15 protein-coding genes and 6 pseudogenes are annotated in these 23,047 nt (G+C 55.6%); 10 read left to right on the forward strand and 11 right to left on the reverse strand.

Annotated features, from left to right (window positions below):
* Positions 1–94: 94 nt before the first annotated feature.
* The 3 genes and pseudogenes from J2D73_RS10555 to J2D73_RS20790 all read left to right on the forward strand — a co-directional run bounded on the left by J2D73_RS10555 (position 95) and on the right by J2D73_RS20790 (position 3,984).
* Positions 95–1,738, forward strand: a complete 1,644-nt coding sequence (locus J2D73_RS10555) for a carbohydrate porin (RefSeq protein WP_207881516.1) — start codon at positions 95–97, stop codon at positions 1,736–1,738.
* A 25-nt stretch (positions 1,739–1,763) separates the two neighbouring features.
* Entirely contained in the window at positions 1,764–2,615 is an 852-nt protein-coding gene (locus tag J2D73_RS10560) for a fumarylacetoacetate hydrolase family protein (protein WP_207881517.1), read from the forward strand.
* Between the two features lie 693 nt (positions 2,616–3,308).
* Positions 3,309–3,984: pseudogene (locus J2D73_RS20790) on the forward strand (IS6 family transposase).
* A gap of 235 nt (positions 3,985–4,219) precedes the next feature.
* Here the strand turns inward: J2D73_RS20790 and J2D73_RS10570 are convergent.
* The 3 genes and pseudogenes from J2D73_RS10570 to J2D73_RS10580 all read right to left on the reverse strand — a co-directional run.
* Positions 4,220–4,459 (reverse strand): annotated as a pseudogene (locus J2D73_RS10570) (transposase); the annotation flags it as partial.
* Positions 4,357–5,328, reverse strand: coding sequence for a recombinase family protein (locus J2D73_RS21505; protein ID WP_207881519.1), 972 nt, complete (start codon positions 5,326–5,328; stop codon positions 4,357–4,359). The pseudogene J2D73_RS10570 and the gene J2D73_RS21505, both read right to left, overlap by 103 nt.
* Before the next feature lie 1,063 nt (positions 5,329–6,391).
* Positions 6,392–6,610, reverse strand: a pseudogene (locus tag J2D73_RS10580) (transposase); the annotation flags it as partial.
* Positions 6,611–6,964: 354 nt separating this feature from the next.
* Here J2D73_RS10580 and istA point away from each other — a divergent pair.
* Positions 6,965–7,519, forward strand: a pseudogene (gene istA / locus J2D73_RS10585) (IS21 family transposase); the annotation flags it as partial.
* A gap of 119 nt (positions 7,520–7,638) precedes the next feature.
* Positions 7,639–8,371: pseudogene (gene istB, locus J2D73_RS10590) on the forward strand (IS21-like element helper ATPase IstB).
* Positions 8,372–8,527: 156 nt separating this feature from the next.
* On the opposite strand, the pseudogene J2D73_RS10595 reads toward istB, so the two are convergent.
* The 7 genes and pseudogenes from J2D73_RS10595 to J2D73_RS10625 all read right to left on the reverse strand — a co-directional run.
* Positions 8,528–8,877, reverse strand: a pseudogene (locus J2D73_RS10595) (DDE-type integrase/transposase/recombinase); the annotation flags it as partial.
* Between the two features lie 6 nt (positions 8,878–8,883).
* Complete coding sequence (locus J2D73_RS10600; RefSeq protein ID WP_207881520.1) at positions 8,884–9,414, reverse strand: hypothetical protein; 531 nt, start codon at positions 9,412–9,414, stop codon at positions 8,884–8,886.
* A 379-nt stretch (positions 9,415–9,793) separates the two neighbouring features.
* Positions 9,794–10,387, reverse strand: a complete 594-nt coding sequence (locus J2D73_RS10605) for a hypothetical protein (RefSeq protein ID WP_207881521.1) — start codon at positions 10,385–10,387, stop codon at positions 9,794–9,796.
* 42 nt (positions 10,388–10,429) lie between these two features.
* Complete coding sequence (locus J2D73_RS10610; protein ID WP_207881522.1) at positions 10,430–11,194, reverse strand: hypothetical protein; 765 nt, start codon at positions 11,192–11,194, stop codon at positions 10,430–10,432.
* 110 nt (positions 11,195–11,304) lie between these two features.
* Entirely contained in the window at positions 11,305–13,770 is a 2,466-nt protein-coding gene (locus J2D73_RS20795; protein ID WP_243429851.1) for an MFS transporter, read from the reverse strand.
* Positions 13,771–13,876: 106 nt separating this feature from the next.
* The gene (locus tag J2D73_RS10620) at positions 13,877–14,302 is read right to left on the reverse strand and encodes a hypothetical protein (protein ID WP_207881523.1); all 426 of its coding nucleotides are present in this window, start codon (positions 14,300–14,302) and stop codon (positions 13,877–13,879) included.
* 681 nt (positions 14,303–14,983) lie between these two features.
* Positions 14,984–15,508: a DUF3455 domain-containing protein gene (locus J2D73_RS10625; RefSeq protein WP_207881524.1), complete on the reverse strand. Its 525-nt coding sequence runs from the start codon at positions 15,506–15,508 to the stop codon at positions 14,984–14,986.
* A gap of 310 nt (positions 15,509–15,818) precedes the next feature.
* Between J2D73_RS10625 and J2D73_RS10630 the strand changes: the two genes are divergently transcribed.
* On the forward strand, positions 15,819–16,364 hold the full coding sequence (locus tag J2D73_RS10630; protein WP_207881525.1) for a cupin domain-containing protein: 546 nt from the start codon (positions 15,819–15,821) through the stop codon (positions 16,362–16,364).
* Between the two features lie 331 nt (positions 16,365–16,695).
* Positions 16,696–17,409: a DNA helicase gene (locus tag J2D73_RS10635; protein ID WP_207881526.1), complete on the forward strand. Its 714-nt coding sequence runs from the start codon at positions 16,696–16,698 to the stop codon at positions 17,407–17,409.
* A 238-nt stretch (positions 17,410–17,647) separates the two neighbouring features.
* Here J2D73_RS10635 and J2D73_RS10640 read toward each other — a convergent pair whose 3' ends face one another.
* The gene (locus tag J2D73_RS10640) at positions 17,648–18,049 is read right to left on the reverse strand and encodes a nuclear transport factor 2 family protein (RefSeq protein ID WP_207881527.1); all 402 of its coding nucleotides are present in this window, start codon (positions 18,047–18,049) and stop codon (positions 17,648–17,650) included.
* A 28-nt stretch (positions 18,050–18,077) separates the two neighbouring features.
* Here J2D73_RS10640 and J2D73_RS10645 point away from each other — a divergent pair, with 28 nt between their 5' ends.
* The 3 genes from J2D73_RS10645 (at position 18,078) to J2D73_RS10655 (ending at position 23,046) form a co-directional block, all read left to right on the forward strand.
* Positions 18,078–18,728, forward strand: coding sequence for a TetR/AcrR family transcriptional regulator (locus tag J2D73_RS10645; RefSeq protein WP_243429852.1), 651 nt, complete (start codon positions 18,078–18,080; stop codon positions 18,726–18,728).
* Between the two features lie 344 nt (positions 18,729–19,072).
* The gene (locus tag J2D73_RS10650) at positions 19,073–21,046 is read left to right on the forward strand and encodes an ATP-dependent nuclease (protein ID WP_207881528.1); all 1,974 of its coding nucleotides are present in this window, start codon (positions 19,073–19,075) and stop codon (positions 21,044–21,046) included.
* Positions 21,043–23,046, forward strand: coding sequence for a UvrD-helicase domain-containing protein (locus J2D73_RS10655; RefSeq protein WP_207881529.1), 2,004 nt, complete (start codon positions 21,043–21,045; stop codon positions 23,044–23,046). The genes J2D73_RS10650 and J2D73_RS10655 overlap by 4 nt, the downstream gene beginning before the upstream one ends.
* The last annotated feature ends 1 nt before the right edge of the window (position 23,047 follow it).

Here is a 23,047-nt window from a genome sequence, read left to right on the forward strand (position 1 = left end):
GCGCTGGCTGCCCACTCAGCCAGTTGCAAAAAGAGAAGACCCGTACCGTCAGCTACGGATAAATATAACAATATTCTCCGAAAGATTTCGAGCCATGCAGGGGTTTGCATTGCGCGCGCGCGAAAATGGGAACGTTCCCACATCAGTCAAATACAATAATGTTCGCCGTCTCATACACGACGAAGCAGTCATTCAGCGTGCTCCCTCGGCGCAAAAACATCTTATCAGGATGAAGAGAGGTTTTATAATATACGGACTTACTTACATTTTTGCACTCTTTGCATTTCCCGCCGACGGGGCGACCCTTCCTACAAGCCCGAAGACGGCCTCCGCTGCCCCATTTCTGAACAAGACATTTCCCACGACAGCATTGCCCGGCAGTGCGACTACGCAGCCATACAGCCCTGACTATTCCTTGCGCGTAATCCCGCAACTGCATTACCTCCCTCCCCCCGGGTCGGGATTTACCCCCTCCCCGCCAACAGGACCGCTTACCGGAGCAGGGACATATCTATCCAGTCACGGGATCTACCTCCGCGCACTCGCTGTTGACGAATTCGCCAGAAACGTCACAGGCGGTCAGAAAAAGGGATATGGAAATTCGTTCGCCATACCGTTTGGCGCGGATATTGATTTTGATAAACTGATCGGTCTTAGAGGCAGCTCTCTTCACATCACCATCAATAAATCTATCGGCAATTCTCTCGCCTCTGATTACACCGAAAACACAGTCAGTTTTCAGACCCGTTACAAATCCTACCACAATTTCCGATTGGCGGCCTTCGCATACACACAAAAACTTTTCTCGGAGCGCCTGATTGTCACCGGAGGTCGCATCTCTGCTCTCACTTTTTTTGACGAATCATCAATTTACTGCAATTTTCAAAATAACGCCTTTTGCTTCAAACCGTTATCAATTGCACTTCAAAATGGAGCCTGGAACTTTTTTCCCTTCAGCAGCTGGGGGGGATTTATGAAGATACGACCAACAAATCGCCTGCACATCTCGGGAGGCATCTTTGAGTACGACCCCACATCCTATCCCACGAATGGGTGGAACTTTGGAACGTCGACATCAACCGGAATAAGTTGGGGAGCAGAAATTGGCCTGCATTCGCAAAGTGTTCTGGATTCACACGCGTATCACATCGCCGCAGGCGCATTCGGCAATACAGCTGCCATAGCGGATCCCTACCTGAACCAAAGATACCAACCAAAACTCTCCGCAGGAGGCGCTTCGCTAATGCACTCAGGCCAAACCGGCTTTTACATACAAGGCGACATCGTCACAATGCGTTTTGGAGAAAATCATAGACAAAACGTGACCTTTTTCGGTGGAACTGCATATGAACCCGAAAATTATCTCAAGTTCAAAAGTCAGAGCACGCTGGGTTTTATCGTAAGCGGATTGTTCGCAAGTCGCCCCAACGACACCCTCGGCCTTGCAGGAACTTATTACCAGCTGGGAGACAGGCAGAGAAAGTTCCTTCAACTTCGCCGCCTGAGAGCAGGCGGCCATCAAAGCGTCTATTCTGATGAAGGCATTATAGAACTAAATTATAATGCTCTTATAATGCGCGGAGTTCACTTGATGCCCAATATTCAGTACGTCATCTCTCCAGACAACATGCTAAAATCCGCATACCCTTACAGTTCAAAAAATATACTGACCTTCGGAATTCGTCTGACTGTCGAAGCTGGAGCCGTATTGGGTTTCCCCGTCTACCCAGGAAATTAACTCCCCTTTATCAGGAGCATTAACCATGAAAATAGCATCGATCATAACCAATGAGCGAAAAACCCTCGGTGTCCCGGTTGAGGGCGGCATGCGAGATATTGGCGCCCATCTGGATGATGCACTTTGTGATCTTAAATATTTTCTATCGTCACCTTTATTTGAAAAACGCGAACATCTTCTCGCACAAGCTCCATTAATTGAATCAGGCTGCTTCCGGTTTCTCCCTTTGATCGAAGCCCCTACACGCCTGTTTGGAGTCGGCATGAACTATCCCACGCCGGACTCTAAACCTGCCTCTCCCCCCGGCCCACCCGCGCTGTTCATCAGATTGCCTCAAGCGCAGGTAGGTCATCACGAAGCGATCATTAAGCCAGCTATAACCAATGCTCTGGATTTCGAGGGCGAGATGGCCGTCATTATCGGAAAACCGACATTCCGCGTCTCTCCTGAAAAAGTCCTCGACCATGTGGCAGGATACTCCTGCTTTATGGATGGTTCTGTACGAGACTGGCAGCACACCTGGTTCACTGCGGGGAAAAACTGGACTTCGTCCGGTTCTTTTGGCCCCTGGCTCGTGACAAAAGACGAAATTAACGATTGGCGTAAACTTCGCTTGTTTACATACCTCAACGGGCGCTGCGTTCAAAACGACGTGGTCGGGAACATGCTTCGCTCTGTCGAGGAACTGATTTCATACATAAGCACGTTTACTCCACTCTCACCAGGAGACGTCATCGCGACCGGGTCTCCTGACGGCATTGGCAAGAGCAGAACGCCCCCTTTGTTTCTTCAAAATGGCGACGTCATAGAGGTTGAAATTGATTATATTGGCCGGTTAACGAATGTGGTTAAAGAGAGTATACGCGGATATCAGTAGATATTAAATGATATACACTACTGATGATTCGGGTGGTGTTGATTTTGCACGACTTTTGGGGATTCCTTTTCCATTACGAGCAAATAAAGTGTGGTAGCGTAAGGCTCAGCAGCGCCTTCAGGATTAGGACAAGATTATAAGACGAGAAAAAGTCACCGAGTTGTCCGCCGACCGCTTCCTTGATCATGCGAAGCTATGGTGAGAGGCGCGTTGGCGGCCGACGCAGTTGGTGAACTGGCTCGGGCAGCATATAAGGAAGCAACGGCTTCGTCGACTCCGAACTCACCCCACGGCAAAATCGGCGGTCATTGCGACAAGAAGTGTCCCCATAGTGATGGTGTCCAGCCAAACAAAGGATACAACCGGTGGCGATAAAACGCGATATTACATTGTACACTGGGGAACCTCTTGTCCTATTTAGTTAGAGTGTTCTGCGGGACAAGAGGAAACGACAATGCGGTGTGACGATGGAGACTTACGTTAGAACAGATCTTCGCCAGGTTGTGCGAGAGCGATCATCGAGGCTCAGGACTCATTCTTTAAGACGTAAGATAAAATCCGCCGCGATAAGAATTGCGGACATGAAAGTATGGGCGCAGCACTTCGCCAGTCTTTCAGTAATGTGAACGTGTTTTTTGATAAGATGACTCCTCGGTGCTGTCACATTAACTTCGGGGCTGTAGACTGCCCTGCATGAGCGTTCCGCCTGTCAGCTACAAACGTCACCGCTTTCCGCGTGAGTTGATCGCACATGCCGTGTGGCTGTATTTTCGGTTCCCGCTGAGCTTCCGCGTGATCGAAGAGATGCTCCTCGAACGCGGGATTGTCGTGTCGTATAGGACGATCCGCCGCTGGAGCGTGAAGTTCGGAGTTGCGTTTGCGCGCAGGCTACGCCGCAAGCGCGCGGTTCCAGGCGACGTGTGGCATCTCGACGAGGTCCGCATTGTGATCTGTGGTCAGGTTCACTGGCTATGGCGTGCCGTCGATCAGGACGGATACGTTCTCGATGAAATCCTGCAGACGCGACGCAACACAAAAGCGGCGAGACGGTTGTTGACGCGGCTTCTCACGACGCAGGGCGCCAGACCAGGACGCATGATGACCGATAAACTGAGATCATAGAGCAGCGAAGCGCCAGGTCATGCCATGCGTGGAACACCGGTCTCACAAAGGCCTGAACAACAGGGCGGAGAACTCACATCTGTCGCAGCGAAAACGCGAACACGCCATGCAAAGGTTTCGATCACCGGGAGGCTGTCAGCGCTTCGTCTCCGTCTTCTCCGCCGTACGTAATGTATTTGTCCCGCCAGCCTCAATCGACAACGCCATCTCCCGACATCTGCACCGTCTCAGGGCGTTCGCTCAATAGAATAACGCGACCGCTCTCCCCGCCTGAAAAGCCCGGTAAACGCCTAAAATACCCCACGCCAGTTAACGTGACAGCACCAGTCTGCTCGTTGAGGCGACGCGATACTTTCGACCAGGGTCCTGACAGGTGCAGACCATCAAGCATCCGGCTTCCTTTCCCACGCAGGGCACAGCCCGCAGCTTCTGGTGGACTTTTCGTACGGTTTTTATGGCAAGCCATCTATTTCCGACAAGAGGCTCTGTGGCAGGGCCAAACCGAACAGTAGCTTCAGCATCAGATAGGTCCAGATCGCGGCATCGCTGTAACTCCGCTGACGGCCTCGGCGCCCCGTCGGAAGACCCTCCCAATTCATCGACGGGTCAAATCACACTGTCAGAGAGCCAGGTTTCTTCGGCGCTTCGTTGTAAGAGAGCCAGTTCGTCGTGCAGTAGGGCGGGGGTTCGGCTTGCGCATCACTCCAGCTAACAAACTGGATTCAAACAGGGAATCCTTGGCAGGTATTTGCGCAACACCCCCTCTTCGATGACAAGACTTTTCTGTTACGCCATTTTTTTTCTCATCGATTGACGGGAATATTAAAGCTGGCAAGTTCTCCATGCGTGCACAGTGTCTATTTTCTAAAGCGTCAGAAATTGCCATGCCTGTTATTTCATTGGACATGATTTCCGACTCTTTTGGTGCCAATTGAGTAATGTCTGTAATACTTTCTTCAGTTGAGTGTTCTTGATGCTGAGAATCATTTTTCCTCGAGTGGTCGGTAGGGCCAAGATAACGAGCCAGCGTTCTTGTCGAGACTTTGAGAAAGTTTGCGACTTGACGAAGATTTTCTTTCCCCGCGGCAAGTTTCTGTCGGGCGAGCGCAAGATCGCCATCAGAAAGGAGCCTCGGTCTCCCCAGTTTTTTCCCGCGAGCCCGGGCTGCATCCAACCCGGCCTTTGTGCGTTCGGCTATGATAGATCGTTCGAACTCCGCCAGGGCGGCCATCATATGGAACATCAATCGTCCGCCGGACGATGCGGTATCAATATGCTCAGTTATGGAACGAAAATGAATACCTAGAGAACCGAGTTCATCCATCAGGTTCACGAGACCCGCCAGGGAGCGTCCCAAGCGGTCAAGTCGCCAGACCACCAACGTCTGGCCGGGGCGAAGGCTGCGCATGGCCGCCTCCAGTCCGGAACGCGTGAAACTGCCACCAGACTCGCCTTGATCTGTGAAGATCTGTTGACACCCTGCATCGCGCAGCGCTCGAAGCTGGAGATCGAGACGTTGATCCTCGGTTGAGACGCGGGCGTAGCCGACAAACGTTGTCTGTCCACGGGGACGAGAGGCGGAAACGTTCACTGATCGGTGGACTCCTGTTCGGTTGAAACCGGACGCCCCAACCTGCTGTTTCTGCGTCAGCGGGCATTGACAATGCCGGCTGACGAAAAATTTTAGACATTCGATTACTTTAGATAACGCAGGCGTTTAGGCGGCTCGGTGCCGCAGAAGCAAGTGTCGTTTCCACGTGCGGAAGCTTGACAAAATTGGTCGTTTTCGGCCGCCTATTTGCGGCCCAGACGAACCCGAAGATAAAACAGCTAACTCCGTCATTTTTCACCTTCCCGTATAGAGCCCTCGCATGGCTAAGTCATGGGGAGTTAAACGACCGATTTTGACGCACGGGAAAGGTCGTAGTTTCAGGGCATTACCTTCCAATGAGGTTGATGCCGTCGGCGAACTACAGGACGCTGAGGTTGCCTTTCCGGCATCCTCGATCAGCGGCGGATGCAGCGAGCAATTCGTATCGAATTTCAGAATTAGGGGGGGGCTTTGCGAGGGCCCGACACCTCCTCAACACAAATCAGTGGCGATCGAATTCGTTTCGCTGTCTGACATGTGTGTAGACTGCTGGTTATAAGTTTCGTACAGGATGACGAGAAGACCGTGATATCCGGCTTCAATATCACCCGTGCGGAGAGTGAAGGCTGGACGATTGATTTCCAAGCGGACGACGGCCGCAGACTCCGGGGGCTATCGTTAAGTGACATGGCAACTTTGTGGTTCGTGTCGAACGAAGCTTCTCGTGGTTCATATTATCACCAGTCTGCCTTGCGGGAACTCGCCTGGATCAACCGGGTCGTCGTCGAGGTGTGCTGCGGTCCTACCGGTGGAACTCCGCTATGAGCGGGTTTGATGATGTCTCTCTCCAAGGAGAGAGGGGGGTCATAAACTCCCATACGGCGGAGGCCGACTTTCTTATGTGTGCATTCTTGTTGCAGTGCGCACTGTGGGGAGCCGCTGTAATTCTTCTGGTGTCGCTGATCGTGGTAACGATAATTTGGATCAGGCAGGGCTGCTTGATGGGGGCTGTGTCCCGAGGCGTGGTGTAGGAGCATCGGTCCTCGACAGGGTATCGAGGCGATCACGCTGCCACAGCGGGCAACCGGACAGAGGGATTATGGCTCAGGGCGGCCAGGCCTTCCAGTGTCATGTATCGGCGGCAGACGGTCCATTCGTCATTCTGTTCGAGCATCAGGGTGCCCACCAGGCGGATGGTGGCGGCTTCATTGGGAAAAATACCGATCACATCAGCCCGCCTTTTGATTTCCCGGTTGACCCGCTCGATGGGATTCATGCTCGCAAATAAGGATAGTCTGCGTCCGACACGCCGAGAGCGAAATGGGTATAGTCAGGGTGAGGCGATAAGAGGCTCTCCTGCTGTCTTCTTAACCGAGCGCCTCAGACGCCAGATGCGCAACTGCCCGCTGAGTTTCCGGAGCAATCCCATCTTCGATAAACCAGACCGCCGACAGGCTGTGGATCGGTATGGAAAATTGACCCTGCTGGAGGGGTAATCGGCACCGAAAACTGACCCCTCTGATGCATGGGTTCACAATGGTCTTCGTGATGGTGCACGGAGGCCTAATTCGGGATGCTGATTGTGGAGACAGTCGGGAAGATCCGGCGTGCGTATTTTGTGCAGGGGATGCTGTGCGAGCTTCTGGAAGAGAACGAGAAACGTCTGCCGCGGGAGCGCTTGACGCTGATCCGGCTATTTGAGGAATTGCGTGATCTTGGCTACGAGGGCGGCTATGACGCGGTTCGACGTTATGGGCGGTCGTAGCAGCGCGCGCATGAAGTGCGGCAGCAAGCGGCCTATGTGCCGCTGAGCTTTGCGCCGGGCGAGGCGTATCAGTTCGACTGGAGCCACGAGGTCGTCGTGCTCAATGGCTTTACGACCACGGTCAAGGTCGCGCATCTGCGGTTGTGTCACAGTCGGATGATGTTCGTGCGCGCGTATCCGCGCGAGACGCAGGAGATGGTGTTCGACGCGCATGACCGGGCATTTGCCTTTTTCAAAGGCGCCTGCCGTCGCGGGATCTATGACAACATGAAGACAGCCGTCGAGACGATCTTCATTGGCAAGGCGCGTGCGTATAATCGCCGTTTTCTGCAACTTTGCGCCCATTACCTTGTGGATCCACTAGCCTGCACGCCGGCTGCGGGCTGGGAGAAGGGTCAGGTCGAGAACCAGGTTGGGTATGCGCGCATCCTGTCACGTCGACGCGGGGCGGCAGCACCCGCGCTGCTGGCAATCCCCGATCACCTGACCCTGCATCATATGCCGCTGGCCGACTGCGGCCTCTACGATAGCCTGAGGATACCGTCATGATGGAACGCAGCCAGATTCTGGACGCGATGAGTGAACTGAAACTCTACGGCATGAAGGCGGCTTATGACGAACGGGTCAGCAATGCCGCCAAGCGCCAGCATGTTCCACAGCAGGTCATCGCTGATCTGGTCTGTGCCGAGATCAGCGAGAAGCAGGCCCGCTCGGTGCGCTACCAGATGACAATCGCGCGCATGCCGCTCGCTCGTGACATCGAAGATTTCCGGTTCGATGCAACACCGGTCAATGAAACGCTGATCCGGGGCCGTGGTCGCGGCGAATTTCTTGATCACCGGCGTAATGTTGTTCTGGTCGGCGGCATAGGAACCGGCAAGACGCATCTGGCGACGGCTCTTGGGCGGTCAGGCATCTGGACGGGAAAGCGGGGTCGCTTTTTCAATGTTGTCGATCTGGTCAACAGGCTTGAGGCCGATTAGCCGTGCCGGTAAGGCGGGTCGCATGGCAGAGCATATCGGACGTCTGGATTTCGTGATCCTTGATGAACTTGGCTACCTCCCGTTTGCCCAGTCCGGCGGCCAGCTTCTGTTCCATCTGATCAGCCGCCTTTACGAACAGACTTCAGTGATCGTGACAACCAATCTCTTCTTTGGCGAGCGGGCCAGCGTATTCGCCGACGCCAAGATGACCACGGCGCTGCTCGACCGTCTGACCCATCATTGCGACATCGTCGAAACCGGCAATGAAAGCTGGCGGTTCAAAAACCGCTCCTGACCCCGGCTCAACGAATAATTCTGATAGGACTTCTCCCTGGAGCCTACGGCTCCAGGGAGAAGTCCTATCACGTATCGCAGAGGGGTCATTTTTGCGTGCCGATCGGGGGTCAATTTTCAATGCCTATTGACAATTTGATGTCGCTTGACGGGCTTTTCAGGCGGAAAGAGTGATCGCGCCATTCCATTGAGCGAACGACTTAAGACGGTGCAGATGTCGGGAGATGGCGTTGTCGATTGACTTTGGCGGGATGAAAACATTCCGCACGGCGGAGAAGTCCGAGACGAAGTGCTGACAATCTCCCGGTGATCGAAACTTTTGCATGACGCGTTCGCGTTTTCGCAACGGTAGACGTGAGTTCTCCGTCCTGTTGTTCAGACCTTTGTGAGACCGGTGTTCCACGCACGGCATGACCTGACGCTTTGCTGCTCCGTATGACTTCAGTCTGTCGGTCATCATGCGTCCTGGTCTGGCCTCTGCTTCTCGAGAAGTCGCGTCAAGAGCCGTGTCGTTCAGTTCACGCGCGGCTGTTCCACGGTTTTTACTTCCGCAACATCACGCAGCGCAATGGAGATAGCCTCGAGCGCCATGCGTGGCGTATCGCGCACGGTGAAGACGCATTCCGGATCTATGGAGAGGATGAGTGATCCTGTTGGGCCGTCTTCGACGCGCGGTCGCCCGGCTATGAACTTCACCCCGCGCCCGGGCACTGCGACCGGTCTCGCGCCGGGCCTGCGGGACGCGATCTGCCGCCCGCACAACCAGATGTCGCGCGCAAAGGTCCGCCATAGCGTCGCCTCATGAAACCGGGGCCTGACCGTCACGTGGAGCGTCACCGTGTCGGCCAGCGCTTTCGCCGTCCCGTCCACGCCCCATAACGTGCGGCACACCTCTCGCAACGCATCCTCGCGATCGGCGTCAAACAGCCAGCCTGCGTCTTTCCCCCGAAACCGCCCGCCCAGGCGCCGCGCCTGTTCGGAAAGATCGGGATGATACGGCGCCTGCAGCGCAATACACCTGTCCGTAACCGTCAGAAGCGTCATGGCAAACACCCCGGAGAAATCCTTGTCATGCGGGATTCTAGTACGCGGGATTCGTCAGGTACAGAAGAAATTCAACGGGATTTCAATTTTCTTGCCACCGCCGAACAGCGGACCACTCCCTGTCCGTCCCCGGATTGTTCAGAAGCTTCGCCCTGCGCGCGGTGGAGGCGCCGTCCGCTGTCAGTTTCCCTAATTAGCGCGACTCGCGTTCAGCTAATGTTTGACACCGGTATTTTGTCCTAGTTAGTGCGACTCAAACGGCGGAACGGCGGGGTAAGCGGAATGTCTGCTCGCCGGCGAATATCAGAGAATGCTGACATTCGTCATGATAACAGGGGTAGGCTTCCAAACTTGGCTAGATTCAGATTTGGGCAGTATTCTACGACAATCTTTCGAAATGTCGGATGATCCACGAAATCTCGTAAAGCAGGCCAAGACTTACGAATGCGACATGAAACCGGCGACTGGTCGAGGCGATCGCGATACCACATAACACGAGATAGACCGGCACACGGAACCAGTATTCCATCGAGAACAAGGCATAATGCGCGGGTCCTTTGAGCAGGGTATCGATCAAATCAAATATGACTGTCAGAGCAAAAATAGAGAAAAACCATTTTCTGCGTGAAATGAAGAAATCCTCGTATCCTGTGTAATCATTGACTGTGTCCGGAAACAGAAAAGCGCTCAGAAAGAAAAGAAGAACCGCATAGAGAATCAAAAACAGGTACGTTTCAAACGTCCAGACTGGCAGTTCAATCAGCCACAACTCCCACCACCAGAAATGCATCAGCATCAGAAGCAATGTCAGGACCCAGCCGATGTGCACGGGGTAGATCCGCGTCTGGTTGGGGTGCTGAATGATACGCACGAGGCCCGTGAGAAGGCGCGTCATGCTCAGGCCAACCACCATACCCATGATCATGCGGACATGCTGGAAAATATCGGGCGAAGTCAGCGGGTGGGGGGTCAAGATCGTCTTCCTCCTGATCAGATTTTTCTGAAAGTCTCCTTCTCAAGGAATGGAATTGACCACCTCCAGTCCATTCTCACCGAAAAAAGCCAGCCCCGCGCCGATCATGGCTTTACCCTGAATGACGGTCAGGTCATGGGGTGAAACTGCCGCAAGCGCCTTCAACCATGCCGGAGAGAAGATGCTGTTCCATTTCTGCTGGAACTCTGAAGCATTGTGGACGGTCAGAAACCGCTGAGGTGCCGTGTTGACCCGCAAGGGAAAAACCACGAACCGAGCAGCATCTGCGGAGCGCCCGGCAATAGCCGCATCATAGAATCCCTTGATGGGCTCCTCAAACTGATCATCACCCTTGTTGGTTACGTCACCATATCGATGGCCGGGCACATAAGAGTCACTCCCTTCGGCAACCAGTTTGACGGGAAGAGTGTGACCGTTACCGCTCCATGTTCCTGCAAGCCCCGTGCTGTTCTCCGCAGTGACGGTCGCCGAGTTGTTATCAACATAATGGAGCACAAAAAGCCCCCCGCCCGGCTCGGAAAGGCGCAGGTCTGTGCCTGCTGTTCCGGTGAGAGTAATATCCTTCAGGTATTTTCGGTAATAATAATGGCTGCCTTCAGCGACCTTGTTACCGGAGATGCCCAAGGTCATGCCGACCGGCGCGTCTCCTACCATACCTGCATAATCATTAAATTCGTGCATGTCCGCAGCATGGGAGTGGCCCGATATGCCCGCTGGTATCAGCAGAAGGAAAACCGGCATGATTCTTACGAGGTTTTTGCGCATCGCGATGACGCTGGGTGTCATGAGTTCAGCTTTCCGTCGTTGAAAGTGTGGGAAGATGTCCCGGCGCCAAGGCGATTTCGTTCTGATAATCCGCAGGGACATCCATCCGGAAAGTCAGTGAGGGCTGTACGCTACACGCCCCTTTTTCGCAGCAGCGACAGGATCACGAACAGGGCGCATGCAAAAGCCGTAAAATAGGGAAGTCCGTGCGTGGTAAGATTCATGGCCATTCCCGTCGCGCCGGGGCCAACAAACGCACCGATCCCCCATGCGATCGACATGACGGAATACACGGACACCAGATCACCGCCACGGAATCGGTTACCGACAACGCCCATCATGATGGTGTAGATACCGACGAACACGCCGCCCCACACGAACAGCAATCCGTAAGCCAGAAGGGGATACCCGATAACGAACGGCCATATGAGCGCCCCGATGGCCGATGCGGCAGACAGTCCGATGACCATACGTCGCGGATTGATCCGGTCAGCGATCCATCCGACCGGAACCTGCAACACGATGGCGCCGACCAGCAAGACAGAAAGCAGAAGTGTCGCACCATGTTCGCTCCATCCCGCCCGCATGGCGTAGAGCGGCAGAAATGATGAACCTGCTGTCTCCAGTGTCGCGTTCAGCAGGGTTGCGCCGATAGCCACCGGCGCGAGTGCCAGGTAGCGCATCATGCCTGGGTGGGTTGGCTTTTCGAGCAGTGGTGAGCGCATCCAGGGCATTGCCACGGACAGGACTGCCACGAGCGCGATCCCCCCGCCGATCAGGTAAGGTGTCAGTCCGTGTAGTCCCACAATAGTCAGGATGACGGGTCCAAGCGCAAAACCTAGCGACAGTGCGGCTGTATAGATCGCTAGTGTGGTTGTTCGGCTCCTGTCCTCGCTGATGTGGTTAATCCAGGTCTCGGACATAACCAGCATCGTCTCTGACGCTGCCCCGAGTGCGAAACGTAAGGGAAACCAGAGCCAGATTGAGGGCATGATAGGGAAAAGGGCGAAAGTCGCCGCCACGACCAGAAGAGCGACAGTGATCGGCAGCTTCGGGCCATAACGCCATGCTATTCCGGGGAGGAAAGGCGCGAGCGTAAGCACCCCGACCGCATGCATGGCGGCGTTGGCGCCGATGACATTCTCACCAAAGCCCATCCCTGCCAGATTGAGGGCCAGAAGAGGTGCGCTGAGACCGTAGGTCAGGCCGAAAATCATGCTTGTCATCACGAGAGAGACACGTGTGGGTCGTATCGACCGTGTCTGGACGCCCTCCAGAAGCTGCGCCTGCCTTGCGACGCTGTAGCGCTGGCGCATTGTGCGAACACGCGCAAACCACTGCTGGCGACGACCGGTCAGAATGAATTGAAGGGTTTGTGCGTAATCTAGGATCAGCCCCGGGGTCCATGTCATGGCTTCTGCTCGCGCACGCCACAGAACCAGTAGCCACATCGCCGGATCCGTTAGCAATAACAGAACCGTTCGTAGCGGTTTTCCCTGTCCCAGTGCGCCTTCCAATGCAGCGTCCAGAGCGAGGGCGACGGTTGAGGAGCAGTTCCGGCTGGTCAGGTTATAAATCGGCGTTTCGCGGTAAAGCGCCAGAAATGCGCGCAGAGCATCAGCGTTGTATCGAAAAAACCGGATGTCTCGATCGGGACTACGCCATCCGGCGCATTCTTCTTCGAAGGAAGGACGAAAAGCGCCGGGAACATCATTTTCCACGCCCGCCCGGAGCAACGCGGCAAAATCTTCCGGTGAATGATCGATATCCTCTGCAGGGCACAGGCTGACGTAATCGGTCGGCGGCAGGGACAATGCGGCGTGTCCAGTCGATATAACACCGCCTTCGTCCATCGCTGCGATATACCGGTCGATAATCGGGCGTCTTGTCGGATTGACGGCAGATCCGACAGCCGTCCAGACATGGACGGTCAGCGCCTCTTCATTGTCCCATGATTTTGGCACCACCTGCGACGGATGGAGAAGTCCGCGCCCATGCCAGTTCGGTCCCGCAAACAGCGGCAGATCCGTCACGGAGGCTCCGGGCGGCAAACGAAGAAGCTGTATCCCGAGTTTTCCGAAATTCCAGGCCGCTCCAAGCAGCGCAACACCAAGACAGAAGGGCACGGTATTGCGGTATTGCACTGGCCATGGTGACGCGATCAGCATGGCGACGCCCAGTTCGAAGACACCCAGAGCTATGGCTTTACGCCATTGTGCAGCCCGGATCACGATCGCGGCCGCTATCCGTAAAATGCCATCGACGACGAATGCCGTTCCCAGCACGATTGTCGCGACGATATTATGATCCGCAGGAATGTCGATCGCCATGAAACCGAGCGCGAAAAAGCCAAGCGACTTCAACACAGGGATGGTCGCGTTTGGAAAACCGATGGCCGCAAATGTTATCAGCCGTGCAATGCCTTCCACGACGAAAGCCGCACCAATGACGTCAATCGTGACGATCTCAGCCGGCCTGTAGATATCACCGACAAAAACAATGCCCGCGATTAGGCAGAACAGCGCAATGCCAAGACATGCGCTCCATAGCCTTCGTAGCGGACCGGTACCCAGAAGAAGGATGATCAGACGAATCATCGCGTCGCTCTGGATCGACGGCCATCTTCAAATTGATCCGAAAGAAGCAGATCATTGTCGTGGCGTCTGAAATGATCAGGACTACCGGATGTTAGCCGGATGTTCATTATCGAACGCTCTCAGCAAGGACGCTGTCAGCATTGAAGAGACCCGTCTGGTTCGGATCGATTTCTCCGGCTCGATAGAAGCGGGCTGTCACTTCATCGCGCGGTTCGGCAAGTTGATACGTTCTACGGGATTGTTTCGATCCGTATGATGAAGAGGGGCCGGGAACCTCCGTCTTCTGCTCGTTCAGGACGAGAAAATATTGGTATCCTGAGCTCTTTGCCGTTTGAGCGGCAGTACGAAACACTGCCTGCCGGACACTGCTCATGGAATCCGTGCCTGCCCCCGAGCCGGAGATGACCACTGTATGATCGTCAAGCATACGAGGCATGGTTTGTACAGTATTTAGCGCGGAACCGAGGCTGGTGCATCCAGCCAAGAAGGAGAACAGCCCCACGACGAGAGCTTTTTTCCACGTCTGGTCCATAAGGCTTCTCCTGCTGTGTATCCGTAGGAATCCTGCCACTTCGTCGTGTAGCCGCCATTGAGCAGAAGTGCTCTGCTCCGTGATGTTATGACCCGTTATGACCCGTCATCACCCTGTCATCTCTGAACTGCTCACAACACGTTTGCCACTCTTTTCATTCAGGAATGATTATCAGTCATGAGATCATGATAAATGTGTCTTTTTCTGACAAGACATGTCGCGAAACGCGAACAAACACCCAGTGATCGTTGTGTGTTTGCGAACAGTGTAGAGGAGTCTATTGCGTGTTATCCGGATGGCATCGGCCTGCTCCAGTTTGGGGTGTATACGTGCGGAAGCGCTGCTGATGGTTGTTCTCTCGCCGTATTGTACGCGGTGCCCATCGGTATGCTCTCTTGGCACGCAAGAATACAACTTATGGTCCGCATGCCGTTATGACGGATTGATGTCTGCTTTCCGAAGTGTCCACATGAGGCCCTGACGTCTGACATGAGGGCGTCACCAGCCCGTCTCCTTTTCGTAAGCCCCTGATCGGTCTGACACCCGAGTGGTGAGCCCTGTTTCGCCTTTCGGCTCAGAACGCCCCTGAGCCGGTGCTCTCATAATGTGGCACAGTTCGGCTTGAACCCGCAGCCCTACCGGCCACATGTGACGACGAACAGCGAGCTGGTTTGGTAATACTCAGCGAAGGAAGACGTAGCGGGCGTCGTAAGGTTCCGCCTGCAGTGCGCCAGCATCGCGGCAGAGGCCCTTCAACGCACCACCGCGCGTGTCGAGGCGCAAGATGAAGGCTACGTCCTTCAACGGGCCTTCGGAAGGACGGCTGACGACGGCCAGCTTCAGCAGAGGAACGTCGGCGGCTGTGGCGCCGGGCTGCGTTGTTAGCAATTTACCTGAGACCGTCCCGGCGTCGTTAAACTGCCATGTCGGACCGGCATAATGCCGACCGACGGTCTTACCTTGATCGATCAGAGTGGCGACGGGCTCTCGTAACGCCCAAACAGTCTTGCCATCAGTATCTGCCCGACACTCGTAGAGTTGGATGCCAAAAGCACGGACTTCGAGGATCTCAGTGCGATCCGCTACATTGAAAGGGGCGGATTGCGCATTTCCGGATGTTGGTGGATATGATATGGCGACACAAGTGAGTCCGATTAGACCTGAATGTATCATCTTTTTCTTGGTATCAATCACGGTGAGTGCCATTTTTGTACATCCATCGAAAGAGCGCAGGCTCAACATAAAGCAACTCGGAGATTAGAGTATAAGATCATCTGGTTCCATGGCGAGACGAGCGGTTTCCAGACCAGCAGGCTCGTCTCATTCCTGGAGAAGGACGGTTATGTGCCGATCGGCGCAAAAAGCCGGTATGAGCGATGGCGCTGAACGGCGTCTTTTTTGGGGGGACTGCAGACGGTCGGCTTTGGACGTCAAAGAGGCTTAAATTTGCCGATAGTATTCACCGATGCGTCTCATGTTTACTACGGTGAGTTCCGGCTAAACAGAGCAGGTCGTAATGAAAGAAGCGGAACATCTTACGGAGATTTCAGAGACAGCGGCGCTTCCTAAATTGGGGAGTCTCGTTCTAAATCCGAGGAGCCTTGAACTTAAAAGCTGGGAGAAAGGTTCTCGATATGCGTCCGCAGATGTTTCATTCGGCGCCATCCTGGGACTAATTAAGCTCGGAATTGGTTACAGTGAGGTTCCCCCGGGTAAAAGTGGTTGTCCCTGTCACAGCCACTCAATGGAGGAAGAGCTTTTCATCATTCTTGAGGGTTCTGGCACATACAGATTTGGCGATACGGAATACCCGTTTCAAAGTGGTGATATTCTCTCTGCGCCCGCAGGCGGTCTGGAAACAGCACATCAGATCATTAACTCTGGCGAAACGACACTCCGCTACTTCGCTTTGTCTGCGAATTCCGACGCTGAAATTGTGCAATACCCTGATTCTAAAAAAATAATGTCGAAAACCAGGCTGCCGGGTGGACAGAGCCTCAGACGCGTGACACTTCAGAGTGATAACCTCGACTACTGGGAGGGCGAGCCATGTGGCGGCTGAAAGACGACTGCCGCCTGTCTGCTCCTGTGTCAGTGAGCAGACAGGCAGATCAGGAGGGATTGCTGTCTTTCCGCTTAGGAGCGTCCCGGTTGGTAAAGCGGACCTATGCCGCGGCTGAGACTGTCGCGCAAATCCTAGAACCTGTTACGCTACAGGTTGGGGGATTTTCTCGGCACCCACATTCGGCTATCTTAGGGAACAGGCTTGGCCCGCGCCTCCTCCCTCCCATCGGGGAAGTATCGTTCATACGGGGTATTGAGATCATCGAACCATCTGTTCGAGCACCGCATAAGGAGGGGTTGCGTTTTCTGCTCGCAATGGAGGTTCCTTGGTGAAGCTGTCCGCCCCAATCTATCAACTGAAGCGCCGAGCCAAACTGCTGGCTCGCAATGAGAATGTTCCCCTTTATGTGGCGTTGGACCGCGTGGCACGCGATGAAGGATTTGCAAGGTGGGGGCTGCTTTCCGCCCGAGTTGCAATGGCTGCGACGGCAAGTGAAATGCTGTCCCGGCTTTTTGACGGCGACATGCTCTTGCTGGGAGCACGGCCCGGTCATGGCAAAACCCTGCTCGGGCTTCAGCTCTTGCTCGATGCCATTCGTGACGGTCGCCGAGGTGTCTTCTTCACCCTCGAATATACCGTACAGGAAACCCATGCGCGCATCCGGTCGCTCGAAGGCGAATCATCAGGCCTCCGCACTGCTCTCGAAATCGTGACCTCTGATGAGATTTGCGCTGAATACATCATGCGCCACCTCGCCGATGCTTCCCCAGGTACAGTCGCCGTTATCGACTACCTGCAAATTCTCGATCAACGGAGAGACAAGCCCGAGCTTTCTGAGCAAATAATCTCCCTTCAAAATTTCGCACGAAAGACCGGTAATATTCTAGCCTTCGTCTCCCAGATCGACCGTGAATACGATCCAGAGGTGAAACCCCTGCCGGATATGCAGGACATACGGTTGCCTAACAAAGTAGATGTAGGACTTTTCTCAAAAGCCTGCTTCCTACATGAAGGTAAGGCGCAATTTCTAGCTATTGCCTGATGTGTTCGCCTACCAGGGCGCGCATTCTCCGCGCCCTGGTAGGTTGCCTGTGCCGGACATTCTTGTGGCTTGATACGAACGACCTCTTGCGACAGAAACCCGCGACGGTATGCAATGAAAGTTAGCGAGCGTTGCTGAGAGTGGGGCGTGTGTCTGCAAAGAAGGGCGGAACCAGCCTCATTTAAGTCGTCCGTTCCGACAGTTAGTCTTCGGGGGACGCCATGCCAGCCAGTGCCATTCAGCCCGAGACAATCGCTGCAAGCTGAAGCGGGTTCATATAGTCGCGTATCCGGGTGACCCCCGCGTCACGCCTTTCGATGAACCAGACGTAGGACAGGCTCTTTGTGCTGTCGTCGACGACGCGCTCATGATGGCCTGTCGCCTCGACGATCAGTTCGTTGCCCGCGCTACGGACGCGAATGTCGGTCAGCGCGCCGAACCGGATTATCGACGGCAGATGGGCCATGTAGGCCGCAATGGCGTCCCGTCCGATCAGTTCACGCGGTGCGCCCTCGGGCGCGAACGGAAATTCATGGCATGCGTCGGCTGCGTAGATCGCCATCCAGCCCGCAATATCCCCCGCGCGAAGTGCGTCCAGTGCATTTTCGAGCCAGTCTGGTAGTTCGGATGTTGGTGACATGGTGCTTCCTTGATATGACTTTCGGACCATGAGTCCAGATTTACGTCACATATCGGACCTTGAGTCCGAAAATCAAGTGGTTCGTCGTGGACGGCCACCGACCGCCACGATCCGCATGCTCGAGGCTGCCGATACCCTCTTTGCACAGGCTGACGGGCCTGAACGTGTGACCATGGATGCCATTGCGGCGGCATGCAGTGTCGGGAAGGGAACACTGTTCCGCGCGTTCGGTAGTCGCGCGGGACTGCTCGACGCTCTCTGGGCCACAAAGATCGACGCTCTGCGGGCAAGCGTGGAGAGTGGTGTAGCTCCTTTCCGGCAAGAGACCTTACCGCAACAGCGTCTTGCAGCGTTTCTTGACCTGATCCTGACGTTCAAGCTCGACAACCGCCACCTGATCCGAGCGCTCGAATTCGGTCCGGGCATTCTGCAATCACCGCACTATCGCTGGATGCTTGGGGTGACCGCGGGGTTCATTGAGGAAGGGATGGGATCGCCGCCAGAGGGTGTGGTCCTCTATAACGCCCACACCCTTCTGGCAGCCCTGCATATCGACCTAATTGAGGACATGCTAGCAAACGGGCTGTCGCTGGACACGATCAGGGAAGCCCAGGCGAGGCGCGTCTACATGGCAGTGGGCATTACAGAATCTGACTACAAAACACTCGTACGCACTTGATCGATCATGTCTGCTTTGTGGGGCGCAGAGCGATCGTCTCAACGTCCGAAAGGAAGGGCGACTGCCGCCTGTCTGCTCCCGCATCATTGAGTGGACAGTCAGATTGGGGGGGTAAGCAGAATGTCGGTTATTGGTGAGGAGGGATAGAAAGCTGCCATTCGCGGTGCTCACGCTTATGACGGTTATCGACCCTTGTCGGTCGCTCAGTCACCGATCTTTCGTCCCTAGGTGCGGCCAGTCCGCGTTTCTATACCGGATGCCGAAGACTATCGGTGGATGGCAGTTGCAAGACCGCTATATCTAGCGGAGGAAATGTGTTTTAGCGAACCTTCCGGGGAGTACATATGCGACTGGCTGAAATACAGATCGAGAACTTCAGGACTTTCGGCGAAGAGGATGCTGCGCTTCGCCTGACTTTGCCGGCCGGCATCGCGGCATTGGTCGGAGAGAATGATTCCGGCAAAACCGCTATTATTGATGCCATCCGACTTGTTTTGGGTACGCGGGGCCAAGATTACTTCAGGGTGGGTGAGGCAGATTTCCATCAACCACCGGACGGTGGTGTAGCCAGAAATGAAATCCGAATTCTCTTGAGATTCGACGCGCTCAGCGATGTCGATCGTGGAGCTTTCCTCGAGCATCTTACTTATCTTGATGGCAAGGCCCATCTGTTCTTGCATTGGCAAGCGGTGGCAGGCTCCCGCGGTCCGTCGAGACGTTTCACGACCGTAGAGTGCCGTTCGGGCGCCACGGGCAGTGGCCCGGCTCTGGAAGCCTCGGCACGGGCTCTCCTATGCGCGACTTATCTGCGGCCGCTCCGCGATGCCGATCAGGCTCTTTCGGCCGGCCGCGGCTCTCGGCTTGCCCAGATCCTCCAGCAGACTGAAGAGATCGAGAGCATCGGCGAGGACTTTGATCCTGCGGCTTTTCCGGAAGATCCGGCGACACTGAGCGTCCTCGGCATAGGCGATTTCGCCAATGAATTGCTGGAGCGTCAGGCCGGGATAGGTAACGCACGAGCACGCCTAAACGACGACTATCTCGCGAAGCTCTCGTTCGAAGGCGATACGTTGAAGGGTGCAATCTCTGTTAGTGGCGCTCGCGGCGATAAATCCGCACGGCTACGACAACTTTTGGAGAAGCTTGAACTCGATTTGCGCGACGACGGTGTCGCGGACCCAGCCCCAGGGCGCGGCCTTGGTTCCAACAATCTGTTGTTCATGGCATCCGAGCTACTTCTCCTCAGCCAAGAAACTGACGGTTATCCTGCACTGCTGATCGAAGAGCCCGAAGCCCATCTTCATCCCCAGCGCCAGCATCTGCTGACCGACTTTCTGAAGCAGAAGGCAATCGTAGATCGGGGTGCCGAGCATGGTCTCCAGGTGTTGATGACGACCCACAGCCCATCGCTTGCCTCGTCGCTCAAACTCGAAAACCTGGTTCTGGTTCGCAACGGGCGAGCGTTTCCGATGGGCCCCGAGCATACCTTGCTCGCTCCAGACGACTATGCGTTTCTCGAGCGGTTTCTGGATGCCACGAAGGCGAACCTCTTCTTTGCTCGGGGCGTTATCATCGTGGAAGGCGATGCCGAAAATATCCTCCTGCCCACGCTCGCCCGGCTGATCGGAAGGGATTTGGCACGGCACGGCGTATCAGTCGTCAATGTCGGGGGTACGGGCCTCGGCCGATATGGGCGGATTTTCCAGCGCCGCGCGGCGGACGAAGAAGGGCGTCTCAACGTCCCTGTGGCCTGTATGACCGACATGGATGTGATGCCCGATTGCGCGCCAGCCATACTCGGTCTTAACACTCCGGACGGTTTAGCACCCGCGAAAAGCAGCAGGAGGTGGCGCAAGAAGAGCGACTTTGAGGGCGATGAGCTTGAGAGCCACCGCGCCTCGATTGCCGCCCGCGCCGACGGCCAATCGGTCCGCACCTTTGTCGCCGACGAATGGACCCTCGAATATGATCTTGCGCATTTCGGACTCGCAAAAGAGGTGTGGGTTGCTGCGAATCTCGCAATTGCTGACGAACGCATCCATGCAGGCCGAGTTACAGTGGCCCGCGTCCTGCGAACCTCGATCCGCAGCTTCCGCGACCTGTCTGACCTGGACCCTGAGAGCCGCAGCACGTCGGTATATGCGAAGTATCGAAGCGGTGCCTCGAAGGCGATCGCGGCCCAATATCTGGCGGCGTTACTCGATCGGGCAGCGGACCGGGGCCGTTTGCCTCCGGCCACGCTTCGCGATCTCCTGCCACCCTATGTCCGGGCGACGATCGACTACGCGACTGGCAATGCCGGCGACGCGCCAGCGTGACTGGTGTAGCGGAGCTTCTGGCACGGGCCGTCAGCGACGAGGATATCGCTGCTGCCTGCGCCAGCCTGGGTCTGCCGGGGCTGGCGTTTCACGGGGCTGACGGTGAGGATGCGCGCCTTGCCGTTTTGCGCTCGAACAGATCGATCGACGTCGCAGCTTGCCCCGGCAGCGGAAAGACAACGCTGCTTGTCGCGAAACTCGCGATATTGGCGACGCGTTGGACCTCGCTCGTCTCAGGCGTCTGTGTGCTCTCTCACACGAATGTGGCACGGCTGGAGATCGAGAAGCGGCTTGGCTCTGACTCCATCGGCCGAGCGATTCTTTCCTATCCGCATTTCATCGGCACGATTCACGGGTTCGTGAATCAGTTCATCGCGCTTCCCTGGCTCAGGTCGCAGGGGATAGACGTGGTCGCGATCGACGACGAAATCTGCCTCCGAAGGCGACTGCACAAGCTGACCCCGTCCCAATGTTCTCAGGTTTTGCGGACTCAGCGCCAGGAGGGTCTCCTTCGGATCGTCGACGCCAACCACGATGTTGGCGATGTCCCTTGGGGCCGCGCGAGGCTTAGCAAGGACACCGCGACCTATCAGGCGTTCGTTGCTGCTTGTAAGGCCACTACGGCGGAGGGATATTTCTGCCACGATGACATGATGATCTGGGCGAAACAGGCCCTCGATCGCAATCTTGATCTACGGAACGCAGTCCGTCAGCGATTCCCGGTGCTGTTTCTGGATGAGGTTCAGGACAACGATGACGTCCAGTCCGCGATCCTTCATCGTGTTTTTATGGAGGATGATCGGCCGGTTGTGCGTCAGCGCTTCGGCGACATGAACCAAGCGATTTATGGGAGCGCGTCCGCAACCGATGTGAATGACACGAACGGCGATATCTTTCCCAACGCGGCAATTTCCATCTCGGTGGTCAACAGCCATCGCTTTGGCCCCCAGATCGCAACGCTGGCCGACGGGCTCGCCGTGTCCCCTCCAGGCCTTATCGGCCTGCGTGAACATCCTGAAGCCGAACAGGGCAGACAGGCTGCGATCCTGCTCTTCGACGCCCAACAGGCCACGGATGTGCTGCCGGCGTTCGCGCATCTCTTGACCACGCGGTTCAGTCCCGCAGAGCGTGCTGCCGGCGTTTTCGCTGCGGTCGGAGCGGTCCATCGGAACACCAATCGACCGAATACGCCAAATTGCGTGGCCCACTATTGGGATGGTTACGACCATGAGCAGGCCCGCATCGAAGGGCGGCCTGCTACCCTGATCGGCTATCTCAGGCGCGGTGTCCGGGACGCGGCTGGAACGGGGGATGTTCATCCCATAACTGAGAAGGCCGCCGATGCTGTTCTACGGCTGGCGACAATGCTCAACCCGTCCGTTCGATATCCGAATCTGGCCAACCGCTTCCGCCAGCTAGGCCGGCTTCTCGAGCACGATACAGCGACACTCCGACGGTTTCATCTTTTGTGCTGCAAGGTTGCGACTGGCGAGCTGCCTACAAACGCTAAGGTGTGGCAGACTTGGAAGAAGCCGATCACGGATATTGCCACCGCTTTGCTGGCGGGCGCCGCGGCGGAAAGCGAGCACGATTTTATGGCGTGGGAAGACGAACGTGGAGCAGTCGGTGCCTTGGCAACACCAGGCAACATCTACTCTTACCCGAGCATGGAGCATGCAGTTCGGATCAAGGTCGGCTCGATCCATTCCGTCAAAGGTGAGACTCATCTCGCAACGCTCGTCTTCGACACTCATTACAGGGGGTCGCACCTCACTAGGATCAAGGACTGGCTTACGGGAGCGAAATCCGGATTGACCACCGATGAGCACGAGCTGCGCAAGCGCCTTAAGCAGCATTATGTTGCGGTGACTCGTCCGTCCCACTTGCTTTGTCTGGCCATGCGGAGCGATGCCTTCACAGATGCCGAACTCGTGCTACTGCGCTCGCGCAACTGGAACATCGGCGACATCGCTAACCAGCAAATCGTTTGGCGGCCCTAAG

This window comes from Acetobacter sacchari, from assembly GCF_017377715.1.
GTDB lineage: Bacteria > Pseudomonadota > Alphaproteobacteria > Acetobacterales > Acetobacteraceae > Acetobacter > Acetobacter sacchari.

Excerpts from the sequence above, each read along its gene's own strand:
- J2D73_RS10560 (WP_207881517.1), top strand. The coding sequence starts at position 1,764 with ATGAAAATAGCATCGATCATAACCAATGAGCGAAAAACCCTCGGTGTC.
- J2D73_RS10650 (WP_207881528.1), top strand. The coding sequence starts at position 19,073 with ATGCGACTGGCTGAAATACAGATCGAGAACTTCAGGACTTTCGGCGAA.
- J2D73_RS10640 (WP_207881527.1), bottom strand. The coding sequence starts at position 18,049 with ATGTCACCAACATCCGAACTACCAGACTGGCTCGAAAATGCACTGGAC.
- J2D73_RS10630 (WP_207881525.1), top strand. The coding sequence starts at position 15,819 with ATGAAAGAAGCGGAACATCTTACGGAGATTTCAGAGACAGCGGCGCTT.
- J2D73_RS10610 (WP_207881522.1), bottom strand. The coding sequence starts at position 11,194 with ATGACACCCAGCGTCATCGCGATGCGCAAAAACCTCGTAAGAATCATG.
- J2D73_RS10620 (WP_207881523.1), bottom strand. The coding sequence starts at position 14,302 with ATGGACCAGACGTGGAAAAAAGCTCTCGTCGTGGGGCTGTTCTCCTTC.
- J2D73_RS10645 (WP_243429852.1), top strand. The coding sequence starts at position 18,078 with ATGAGTCCAGATTTACGTCACATATCGGACCTTGAGTCCGAAAATCAA.
- J2D73_RS20795 (WP_243429851.1), bottom strand. The coding sequence starts at position 13,770 with ATGATTCGTCTGATCATCCTTCTTCTGGGTACCGGTCCGCTACGAAGG.
- J2D73_RS10625 (WP_207881524.1), bottom strand. The coding sequence starts at position 15,508 with ATGGCACTCACCGTGATTGATACCAAGAAAAAGATGATACATTCAGGT.
- J2D73_RS10555 (WP_207881516.1), top strand. The coding sequence starts at position 95 with ATGCAGGGGTTTGCATTGCGCGCGCGCGAAAATGGGAACGTTCCCACA.
- J2D73_RS10600 (WP_207881520.1), bottom strand. The coding sequence starts at position 9,414 with ATGACGCTTCTGACGGTTACGGACAGGTGTATTGCGCTGCAGGCGCCG.